Origin of the sequence: Flavobacterium sp., from assembly GCF_029242675.1 — a bacterium.
GTDB lineage: Bacteria > Bacteroidota > Bacteroidia > Flavobacteriales > Flavobacteriaceae > Flavobacterium.
On sequence record NZ_JAQWTM010000030.1, the window covers coordinates 1 to 11,986 of the forward strand.

Genomic DNA, 11,986 nt, shown 5'->3' on the forward strand with positions numbered 1-11,986 from the left:
ATACCCATCACGTAGGTTTCTGTCCCATCAGCGGCCGTGTTTTTATTGGCATTGCAATGAATACTAACAAATATGGAGGCATTAGCTCGATTGGCGATGTTTGCTCTTTCGACTAAATCAATAAAAACGTCGGTTTTACGCGTATATATGACATCAATTTTTGAATTAGCTTCTAAAATTTTACCCACTTTTAATACCACAGCCAAAGCAATATTTTTTTCAATATGGCCATTGTAAGATGCTCCAAAATCGTGTGCACCATGCCCAGCATCAAGTGCTACTTTAAAATTAGTACCTTGACTATACGAGCTTACACTTGTTAAAAAACAAGTAAAAAGCACTAGTCCGGTTTTATATATTGTAATGTTTTTCAATTTTAAAATGTATTTTATATTTCTATTCGATTCAAATTAAAAACCGCTAGAAAATGTGTTTTTATTAGTTTGGCATTACAATAAAAGCATCGACAAAACCAGCATTTTTTGCCTGAGCTTGCAACAACTTAGCTTCTTCAAAATCCGATGTTTGCCCATAAGTATACCTAAAAATAGTATGATCATACGAGCTTTTAACGTCCGCCAATCCCTTAAAGTTTCGAGGAATTAAGGGAATATTTTTAGAACTAGCTAAAAGCTGTATTTTATACCCTCCTAAAACAGTTTTAGTATCAGTATTTGTTGCATTAACAACTGGCTTTACCATAGGAACATCCTTAATCTCGACTACCTTATTACTGCCTTTTTTACTACCATAATATTTCTTATTGTACGCTACGATTGACTTGGCAATTTGTTCTGCCATTTGCTCTTGCCCTTCATCGGAATCAAGGTACTGCCCCTCTTCTTTATTTGATAAAAAACCAAGCTCAATTAAAACACTAGGCATATAAGCTGCATCCAAAACCCATAAAGGTTGTTGTTTGATACCTCTTGAATTCCTTTTCAATGTATGTGTAAAATTATTTTGAATTTCGTTAGCCAAAATAATACTGTTATTTAAATTTTCTTCTTGTAAAATTGTTAAGCCAATTAGCGATTCGGGCTTGTTAGGATCGAAACCTTGATAAGTATCCTTAAAATTATCTTCTAATAATATAACTGAAGTCTCCTTTTTAGCAACTTCTAAATTCAAATCACTACGCGAAAGTCCCATCACGAAAGTTTCAGTCCCGTAAGGTTGGTAACTCTTCACTGAGTTACAATGAATAGAAACAAATAAATTAGCGTTAGCTTTATTGGCTATTTTAGGTCTGTTAGCTAGTTCAATAAAAACATCGGTAGTGCGCGTATAGATTACCTTAAAATTGGGGATTTTTTCCAAATACTCACCTACTTTTAACGTTGTTTTAAGAGCAATCTCTTTCTCAGTAAAACCATGATAGGAATTTCCGGGATCTTTACCTCCATGACCTGCATCGAGAATTATTGTAAAATTTTGATTTTCCTGAGCGAACACTATAGTTTTGTTGCACAACACCAAAATGGTTAGTAAAAAAAAACTATGATATTTGATTTTCATCTTAAAGAGTTAATTTTAATAGAAGGTTAGTACTTAATTTTTTTATTTGACTATTTTTGCCACAAAATAATCTGTAAGTTTGACACTTCAAAAAACAAGCCATAATTTTACAAAAATAGTATTTAAACCTTTGCAGACAAACTTATTTAATATCGTTTTGTTATCATTTTTCCTAATAATAGGTTGTGGTACATTGCACGCGCAAGAATTAGGGTCCCAAAAAAAACCGCAAACAACTATAAAACAAGTTGATGCAGTTAAAGCAACTGCAAAGCCAAAAGATACGATTGCAACCAAGACCATTCAAGCAACAGACACGATTATAAAAATCAAAAAAAGCCCTAAAAAGGCAATTTTAGATGGAAAAGTGCGATATAAAGCAGAGCAATATGCTAAAATAGATCAAAAAAATAAATTGATTACCTTGTATGACAAGGCCGAACTTTATTATCAAGACATCGAACTTAAAGCTGGAAAGATTGTTTTGGATTACGAAAAGAATGAAGTTTATGCAGGTCGCATGAAGGATTCGACTGGTAAATATTCTCAATATCCAAATTTTAAACAAGGCACCAATATTGTAGAACCAGACTCCATTCGGTTTAATTTTAAGACTAAAAAAGCGCTAATCTACAATTCCCGCTCAGACCAAGGTGAATTTAAAATTAAAGCAGCTATAACGAAAAAAGAAAACGATTCGGTTTACTTTTTAAAAGGCGCACGTTTTACCACCTCAGCTAATATTGAAGATCCCGAGTATTATTTCCAAACTAATAAAGTAAAATTTATTCCAGGAAAAAAAGTAGTTACAGGATTAACAAACATGGTAATCGCCAATGTACCTACACCTATTGCTTTACCTTTTGCTTATTTCCCAATGAGTAAAGAAACAAGTATCTCTGGTATCATACTCCCTAGCTATAACGATTCCAATGCTAGAGGGTTTTCATTACAAAATGGAGGATACTATTTTGCTTTAAATGACCATTATGATTTAACCGTTTCAGGAGATTATTACACCAATGGAAGCTACGGTATGCGTTTTGAATCCTCGTATGCTAAAAAGTATAGCTTTTCAGGAAATGTTAATTTTAGATTCGAAAATTTAATTACAAGCGAACGCGGTTTTCCAGACTATTCAAAACAGAAAATTTATAATATTCAGTGGTCTCACTCTCGTGATGCCAAAGCAAACCCTAATTCCACTTTCTCAGCATCGGTAAATTTAGGAAGTAGCAAATACTTTAAAACATCCATTAATTTAGCTAACATAGGATCCAATTTAAATAATACTTTAAGTTCCTCTATATCCTATGCTAAAACGTTTAATACCATACCTCAGTTAAGAATGTCGCTAACAGCTACGCATTCACAAAACACACAAACGGAGGTAATCAATATGACGTTGCCTACTCTTCAATTAAGTGTGGACCGAGTTTATCCCTTTGTTGGAAAGGATGGCGTGAAAAAAGGATTTATAAAAAATATAAACCTCCAATACAACTTAAATGGGCGTAACGAAATAGTAACAAATGATTCCCTATTTTTCAAACCTCAAATGTTTAAAGATGCTAGAATTGGGATGCAGCACAGCATACCAATAAGCACCAATTTTAAGTTATTCAAATATTTTAGTGCCTCTACTACTGCCAATTACAACGAAGTTTGGACCGCTAAAACCTTGCAAAGAGGCTATAATACTGATAAAAGTATTGTAGAAGATAAAGTTATCAACGGTTTTGATGCCTATAGAACATATTCATTCTCGTCTAGTTTAGGGACCACGGTTTACGGTACTTTTAACTTTGGCGACAATAAGAAAATTCAATCGATTCGACACGTTATGCGTCCCAATTTTTCTTATTCCTATACACCTAGTTTTGAAAAGTATTATGACACTTATGCTTCTGATGCTACAGGAACCATTTTTAAACAATACAGTAGGTTTGAAAACGGGCTATTTGGTGCTCCAGGTATAACTAATTCCAATATCTTAGGATTTGATTTAAGCAATACTTTTGAAGCTAAAGTGAGAGACTCTGATAGTACAAAGGTAGCGCCTAAGAAAATTATGTTAATAAATAATCTAAATCTATCGACCAGTTATAACCTTAATGCTGATGGTGTAACTAGTTTAGCATTTGCTCCTATTCGAGTTAGTGGCGGAACGCAATTGTTTGAAAATAAAATGAATGTAAACTTTGGAACCACCTTAGATCCTTATGCAATTGATAATACCGGAAATAGAATCAATGTTTTTAACATCAATAACGGTGGAAGTCTTTTTAGAATGACAAGTGCTAATATGACTTTAAACTATTCCATTTCCAGTTCTTCAAACGATAAAAAATCAAAAGATAAAAATTCGCAAACCACAAGAAATGGTGGTCGTGAAGATGATTTATTTGGAAGTAATACCAATTTAAATGATAATCGAAGAAGTCAATTTGATGGAAGCGAAGAGGCTGGAACTGACGTGATTTCAGAATTTTTTCATTCTAAATTACCTTGGGATATGACATTTGCCTATTCATTGACTTACGGGAACAACAATCGTGAAAAACAAATCACAGGAAACTCCATTATGATTTCTGCCAATGCTGATTTAACTCCTAAATGGAAAGCTGGAATCTCCACAGGATATGATTTTGTTCAAAACGGAGTTACGTTTACACAACTACGTTTTGAGCGTGATTTACTAAGCTGGAGAATGGATTTCAACTGGACGCCTTTTGGAACTAATGCAAACTGGGGATTCTTTATCGGAATTAAATCAGGTGTCTTGAGTGATCTTAAATTTGATAAAAGAAGTCTAAATACAAACCGATAAGACGATTCATTACAAACAATAACCTAATTAATACCTTTGCCTATATTATGAAAAAAGTAATTTTTACCGACAATGCTCCTGCTCCTATTGGACCTTATAGTCAAGCTGTTTTAAAAGGTGATACTTTGTATACCTCTGGACAAATCGCAATCGATCCAGTAACCAATCAGTTAATTACGGAAACTATTGAAGCAGAAACAAAGCAAGTGATGCAGAATATGGAAGCCGTTTTAAAGGCAGCGGGAATGACTTTTGATCATGTGGTAAAAGCTACTATATTCATTATGGATATGAATGATTTTGCTCGAATTAATGCCGTTTACGGGTCCTATTTTGACGAAAGTACAGCGCCAGCAAGAGAAACGGTACAAGTTGCATGCCTACCAAAAAATGTAAATGTTGAAATATCAATGATTGCTATACTGTAATCACCTATCATATTAAATAGCAAAAGCCAAATTATAAATATGTATTTATAATTTGGCTTTTTTACTATTAATCTTTCTATACTAAAAGTCTTTATTTGTTGGCTACATGATAGGCAATAAGGCCATCAATTGGTCTTCGTAAAACGGTACCTAATTGCAAATCGTATTTCTCAAAGGTTTCCTTTAGTTCGTCTTTTAGATAAAAAGCAATAGAACCAACAAAGTGAACGGGAACCTCTTTACAGTTTTCAAACTGCTTGATATAGTTTTTTACAAAACTTTTCATTCCCTTTAAAATTATTTTGCGGCATAATTCATGATCTTTATGTTTGATCAAAAACTTTGCAAAAGTTGCCAAATAGGCATTGGGATTGGTGTCTTTATATAATTTATTTTTGATAAAGTCAGGCTCTAGATTGTATTCTTTTTCAAAGTCAGTAGCTAGTTCCTTTGGCATTTTATTAAAGTAATACTTTCTAATCAACTCTTTCCCAAAAACGTTTCCGCTACAATCATCCATTACAATGTAACCCAAAGATTGTACTTTTTGATGCAATTCTTTTCCATCAAAATAACTACAATTAGATCCTGTACCTAAAATTGATACAATGGCTTTCTCACCCTTAGGCGTAGTAGCATATACAGCAGCATAGGTATCTTCCTCTACTGATATTATGGCATTTTTGAAATAATCTTGAAAAGCGCGTGACAGCGTAATCTTCATTTTATCCGTTCCACATCCTGCCCCGTAAAAAAACAAGTGTGTCACCTCGTTTTTATTTTGAAGAATATCAAAACGATCATTCAATCGTTCAATTACTTCATGATTTTCTAGGATTTCAGGGTTTAAACCCAAAGTTTGCGCTGTAAACAATACTTTTCCGTTTTCATCAATTGCTATCCAATCTGCTTTAGTAGAGCCACTATCAACTATTAATCTCATTGTATTAGGTTTTGGTTTAGTATGTTTCTACATGATTCTATTTAAAATCTAGCAGATTATCACTTAAAAATAAAAGTCCCGTTACAATGTGATAACGGGACTTCATAAATATATAAAGATTATTTTAATCCTGCAATGTATACCGATAAATCAATTAATTTACTTGAATAACCGTATTCATTATCATACCAAGAGATGATTTTAAAAAAAGTACTATTTAAACCAATTCCTCCGTTAGCATCAATGATTGAAGTTCTTGAGTCACCTACAAAATCTTGAGAAACTACTAGATCTTCTGTAAATCCTAAAATCCCTTTCATTGTTGTTTCTGAAGCATTTTTCAAAACAGCCATGATCTCCTCGTAAGATGTCTCTTTAGCAACTTTTACTGTTAAATCCACTGCAGATACATCTGTAGTTGGAACACGGAAAGCCATACCTGTAAGTTTACCATTTAACTCAGGAATTACTTTTCCTACCGCTTTTGCTGCTCCTGTAGAAGAAGGTATGATATTACATGAAGCGGCACGACCACCTCTCCAGTCTTTTCTTGACGGACCATCAGTTGTCATTTGTGTCGATGTTGTAGCGTGAACCGTTGTCATTAAAGCTTCAACAATTCCTAAATTGTCATTGATTACTTTAGCTAAAGGTGCCAAGCAGTTGGTTGTACAAGACGCGTTTGAAACGATTAAGTCAGAAGCTTTCGCTTCAGTATGGTTAACTCCCATTACAAACATCGGTGCATCAGCCGAAGGAGCTGAAATTATTACTTTTTTAGCACCACCTTTAATGTGCTCATTCGCTGTTTCAACAGTTGTGAAGAAACCAGTACATTCTGCAACTACATCCACATCTACTTCATTCCATTTCAAATCTGCAGGATTTCTCTCAGCAGTGATTCGAATGTTTTTTCCGTTTACAAAAAGTTGCCCTTCTTTAACTTCTACAGTACCATTAAAACGACCGTGAACTGAATCATACTTTAATAAGTATGCTAAGTGATCTACATCTAACAAGTCATTGATCGCAACAACTTCAACATTATCTCTATTGAAAGATTCTCTAAAAACGATTCTTCCTATTCTTCCAAATCCGTTTATTCCTAATTTTACTTTTGACATTTCTTTTGTATTTACTATTAACTATTTTATTGAATTGAAGTACAAAATACCTCTGTTTAATTTTTTATGTTGACATGATATCAGAAACCCTTAACAGTTCTCTGTCAATCTCTGATTTTCCTTTTATAGCTTGTTCTAATGGGGTAAGATTAACTTTGTCATTCTGTAAACCTACCATATAATTGGATTTACCTTCTAATAATGACTCTACCGCTTTAACTCCTAAACGACTCGCTAACACACGATCAAAACAGGAAGGCGAACCACCGCGTTGCATATGACCTAATACAGAAACTCTTACATCATACTCCGGTAAATTAGCTTCGACATAGTCTTTTAGTTCAAAGACGTTTTTACCTATTTTATCACCTTCGGCAATAACAACAATACTAGAGGACTTTCCTGAGGCTTTACTCTTTTTTAAAGAATCTAAAAGTCGGTCCAAACCTAGATCTTCTTCTGGTATAAGGATTTCCTCAGCTCCTGCTCCAATTCCTGCATTTAAAGCAATATGACCAGCATCTCTACCCATTACCTCCACAAAAAAGAGTCGGTTATGAGAACTCGCTGTGTCTCTAATTTTATCGATCACTTCCACAACAGTATTAAGAGCCGTGTCATAGCCAAGAGTATGACTGGTACCAAAAATATCATTATCAATCGTTCCTGGAATTCCCATTACTGGAAAATTAAATTCAGTATTAAACAACAATCCTCCTGTAAAAGTTCCATCTCCACCAATTACCACTAAGGCATCAATCTCAGCTTTAACAAGATTTTCATGTGCTTTCAAGCGACCTTCAGGAGTTCTAAATTCCTGCGATCGAGCCGATTTAAGAACAGTCCCACCTTTGTTAACGATATTATTGACACTTCTTGGTCCCATTTCTTTGAAGTCTCCTTCAATCATTCCTTGATACCCTCTATAAATTCCTATACATTCTATATTGTGATAAGCGCATGTACGAACAACTGATCTAATAGCAGCATTCATTCCTGGAGAATCTCCTCCAGAGGTTAGTACACCTATTTTTTTTATTGTTTTTTGCATTATTAAAGTATTAAAGTGTAAAATTAACAAACATAAAATGGATTCAGCAATGAGTGAATACTTAAATTAGTTAACTATTTTAAATTCAAACGTTTTCGTTGATAAGTTTTCGATTAAATCAAAAAAAAGATGGTTTTTTCATAAAAAGTTAATTTATTTCAGTAAAAATTAACAATTCTCGAAATATACCTGAATTTAAGCGCAAGCTGTTGTGCTTCTAATTAACTATTACTTATTAATGTAGTAAAAAAAGACGCAGGAGGTAAACGAGTCCGCTATAGGTAAGTAGAGGCAATCAGCAATTCTATTACTAAGCCGCGACAGCGGTGATTTAAAAAAAAATGGATAAATAATAAAGGCGTAATAATTAATCTTCCTCCGGTAATATAGCTTCACTATTTTTTTTTGGAGTTTCGGGTTTCGGTTTTTTACTGTTATTAAAGTTGATAAACTCCGGCGCTAGATTAGAATCTTGATACTGATCAATAGTAGAATCAGCCTTTCCTATTTTATATTTTTTAAAAATCTTGTTTACAAGTTCTGCAAAGGTGTCAAAGTCTACCTCATAACTCATTCCTACACCTTGTGTATAACCAATACCCTGCCCAATATAGTTGATGTCATTTTCTCTATTAAATAGCCTTAAGTTCAACGTTCCGTCAACATTTACCCTGTATTGGAATTCGACATCGCCTACAATAGCTGATTCATTGATACCTCCAAAAGGTACACCAACTTTTCCATTAACTGTAATTCGTTCATTGATTCGTGAGGAAATGGTGGCTACTACTCGACCGTCTGTTTCTCTTCCAATTCGTCTATCTGCCGAAATGTAATTTAACCCAACCTTGAATTTATCATTATCTGATTTAATTATACCACCCAATAAGCTAGAGGCTGTTTCAAATAAACTACCGGAAAAATCAGACTGACTTACACCTTCTTGACTTAAAAAACCACCTGATGAAAGTAAATAAAGCGCTTGAGTTTGCCTTACATCTTTATCATTCAGTTTGTACTGAATCTCAGATTTTAATACGTTACTAACTGTTGGGAACTCAATATTAAAATCAGGTTCAGGGCTGGCTAAATCTCCTTGGATACCAATAACTACTTCAACGGGTACTTTTCTATTAAAAGACGAGTTATCTAGCAGCACAGCAGGATTTGCAGTAGTTTTATACACCGCTTGCAAATTTAATTGTGCACGCATTGGATTCCCTTCCCATGAAATTTGACCTCCTTTTTTTACATCAAACTTTTTATCTATTAAACCACCATATTTAAAATTATAGGTTCCTTCGTATGCCTGGAAATCGCCCCACATATTGAACTTCCCTAAAGTATTAATTTTAAATAGCAATGAGCCAAAGCCTTTCCCTTTCATTCCATGGCCTGAATTTCGATCTAAAATAACTTCCACTTCGGCATCAGGAGTGATATCTAAATCAAACTCTAATTCCAGACCTTTGTAGTTTCGGGTATCATCTACAATCCCCATTTTTCTATTGTATTTTTCTTTGGGGCTTAAAAAGTGAATAAAAGAGTTCTCGCTTACGCTCTCTGCATAATTGATCGGGATTTTTATTTCAGTTCCTCTTTCGGACTCCGCTGCTACTTTGATAAAAAGACCATTTGTTGGACCTGTTATTGTTGCGCTTCCGTTAATAAATGCAGTTCCATAATATGCCGCATCCTCAGCATCCTGAGTATCTAAAACTAGCAATCGACGCGAGCTTATGCCTAAATCTAATTTCCAATCAGCAAAATTATTGTGTTCAATGACTCCATTTAAAAGTCCTTTGGTTTTGAATTTAGTATCCGCAAGTGTGTTACTTCTAAACAAAAATTTCTCATCGACTAAATCAATTACTGATCGTTCTCCCAATTCATAATCAACATTTAAATACGGAATCGTTAAACCTGCCTTATCAGCAAAAAGACGTCCGTTGATAGTTGGCTTTTTGACATTTCCTTTCACAATAGCATTTCCTGAGACTAATCCACGAATATTGGATAAAACTCCTTTACCTAGAGTACTTAAAATGCCGAGATTAAATTGACTTAGCTGAACTTTTAGATCTAAAATAGTTTCCTTGTTGACAATGCCAAAACTACCATTAACATTAAAAGATTCTAAATTATCATTTTCTAAAAATGAGTTAATTGTAAATTTATCCAAACTCTGATTACCTTCAATATCAAAAGTTAATAAACCAAGATCGGTTTTATTAATATTTAATCCGTCAATTTTTAAGGAAGCCGTAGGTTTATATACGTTATCATTTTGCTTGAAATTAATGGCACCATTTAAATTACCATTAAAAACAAACTGATCATTTGCAGGCGTTATTTTAAATAAATCAATATCTTTAAAACTTAATTGCAAGTCTTTGTTAATCCTATCTTTTATCTTGCCTTTAAGAGAAACTGCCTGTCCTTGATGCGACAGGATTATATCATCGAAGCTAAAATTCTTAAACGATTTGTCAAAAACAATTTTGTTGTCATGAGAGTCCTCTTCATTTAAAAACCACAGGTTATCCTTGAATTTAAGTTCGGACTTATTGATTCCAACAACATTATAATTATTTTCATTAATAGTATGATACAAGTTTAAGTTAAAATAATCCTCACCCTTAGAACCTCCTTTAAATTCGGATCTAAAGAATAAGGTATCATTCATTGTTACGTTAATCAAACTAAAGTCGCGCACCTTGTAATACTTAGTCTTTATGCTATCCAATTCAATAAATGCGTTATAAAGTGGGTTTTTATTATCAATAGCTACCCTAATATTGTCAAAAGTATTATCCGTTACGGTTATTTTGGGTGAATTGAAATTTAGTTTAAATTCTTTGATATCTGAATTAATATTCCCTTTCAAAACAGTATTAGTCCCTAATGCAATTTCAGGATAAAAGATTTCAATGATCTTACTGTAAACCGTTAAATTAAACTTTAAGAACTGCCCTTTACTGACTTTGTCTGGCTTAAAATTAGTATACAAGCTACCAATGGAATTTCGGACAAGGTTTCCTAATTGATTGAATTGGTATTTACCAACAATTTGCCCTTCGGCAATATCAGGAGAGTTAACGGTAATCGTTCTTACGCGATCCGCATCAAAACTGGAGTTGATATTAAAGTCATCAAAAGCATAAGTGTCTTTTGTATTTTGATACAGCGTTTCTTTTATATAAATATTACCTTGTAAATTATCAAGCGTATTTCCTGCCACTTGCACTATTACATCACCTTTAAAATTAGAGATAGAATCAGTAACAAATTTTAATTTTTTCAAGTTAGCATAAGCCACTTTTATATGAAAATCGTAACTATTTTCCTTCTTACTTAAGTCAATTAACCCGTCGAAATCCATAATTAGATTGGGATCATTAACCGACACTTTCCCTCTATAATTGGGTATTTTGAAATATCCGTCAACAACTACATTATTATAGGTGTAGTTGTTGTAATCAATTTTAGTAATATCTCCTTTGACACCGGTATTCAAATATTTTTCGGTAAAACCTTTACCATCCACATCAATATTCATGGAAATCATCCCTAAATCTTTTCTTTCTAGAAAGGTACCTAATTCAAATTTTTCCAAAATCACATTTCCGCTGTAGGAGGCTTTATCAATAAAATCAATATCATCCATGGTAAAAACAGACTGTAACTTACCTAGATCCGAATTCATATCTACTCCAGCAGCAATAGACTGAGCAGTTAATTTAACAGTACCTGCCAAATCAACAGTACCCAAGCGTTTTATTTCAATAGGTAGCTTTTTACCAAGGACATTAGGTAATACTGCCAGTAAATTATCATAGCTAGTATGAAGATTGGTCAAATCAGCATCCATGGCAAACTTTTGGCTTGCATTTCCTAATATATTTTTGAAGTTAATGGCTCCTATAATCGTAGTGTTTTTTGAATCTTTTAAATTAAGTTTTTTAAAATTCAAATTATTTAATGGTCCTTTTATTTCACTGCTTAGTGTGAAAAACAAGTCTTTTCCTAACTCATCATAAAAATATCTGATATCGTTAGATGCAATTAAAGAAGGATATAAGGTAACATCAA

The 11,986-nt window shown here is 33.4% G+C and carries 8 protein-coding genes; 2 read left to right on the top strand and 6 right to left on the bottom strand.

Annotated elements, in window-relative coordinates; genetic code table 11:
- Together P8M54_RS00995 and P8M54_RS01000 are read right to left on the bottom strand one after the other, a co-directional pair.
- A partial coding sequence (locus P8M54_RS00995; RefSeq protein ID WP_300283972.1) for an N-acetylmuramoyl-L-alanine amidase occupies positions 1 to 365 on the bottom strand: 365 nt, incomplete at its 3' end.
- A 73-nt stretch (positions 366 to 438) separates the two neighbouring features.
- A complete protein-coding gene (locus P8M54_RS01000) occupies positions 439 to 1,518 on the bottom strand; it encodes an N-acetylmuramoyl-L-alanine amidase (RefSeq protein WP_300283958.1) in 1,080 nt (359 codons plus the stop codon).
- Between the two features lie 79 nt (positions 1,519 to 1,597).
- Between P8M54_RS01000 and P8M54_RS01005 the strand changes: the two genes are divergently transcribed.
- Together P8M54_RS01005 and P8M54_RS01010 are read left to right on the top strand one after the other, a co-directional pair.
- Entirely contained in the window at positions 1,598 to 4,348 is a 2,751-nt protein-coding gene (locus tag P8M54_RS01005) for a putative LPS assembly protein LptD (RefSeq protein ID WP_300283960.1), read from the top strand.
- 47 nt (positions 4,349 to 4,395) lie between these two features.
- Positions 4,396 to 4,776 carry a RidA family protein gene (locus tag P8M54_RS01010; RefSeq protein ID WP_300283962.1) on the top strand — a complete coding sequence of 127 codons (381 nt, stop codon included), beginning with the start codon at positions 4,396 to 4,398 and terminating at the stop codon, positions 4,774 to 4,776.
- Positions 4,777 to 4,867: 91 nt separating this feature from the next.
- Here P8M54_RS01010 and P8M54_RS01015 read toward each other — a convergent pair whose 3' ends face one another.
- From P8M54_RS01015 to P8M54_RS01030, 4 genes are all read right to left on the bottom strand, one after another.
- Complete coding sequence (locus tag P8M54_RS01015) at positions 4,868 to 5,719, bottom strand: N-acetylglucosamine kinase (protein ID WP_300283964.1); 852 nt, start codon at positions 5,717 to 5,719, stop codon at positions 4,868 to 4,870.
- A 119-nt stretch (positions 5,720 to 5,838) separates the two neighbouring features.
- On the bottom strand, positions 5,839 to 6,843 hold the full coding sequence (gene gap / locus P8M54_RS01020; RefSeq protein ID WP_300283966.1) for a type I glyceraldehyde-3-phosphate dehydrogenase: 1,005 nt from the start codon (positions 6,841 to 6,843) through the stop codon (positions 5,839 to 5,841).
- 64 nt (positions 6,844 to 6,907) lie between these two features.
- On the bottom strand, positions 6,908 to 7,894 hold the full coding sequence (gene pfkA / locus P8M54_RS01025) for a 6-phosphofructokinase (protein WP_300283968.1): 987 nt from the start codon (positions 7,892 to 7,894) through the stop codon (positions 6,908 to 6,910).
- Positions 7,895 to 8,261: 367 nt separating this feature from the next.
- A partial coding sequence (locus P8M54_RS01030; protein ID WP_300283970.1) for a translocation/assembly module TamB domain-containing protein occupies positions 8,262 to 11,986 on the bottom strand: 3,725 nt, incomplete at its 5' end.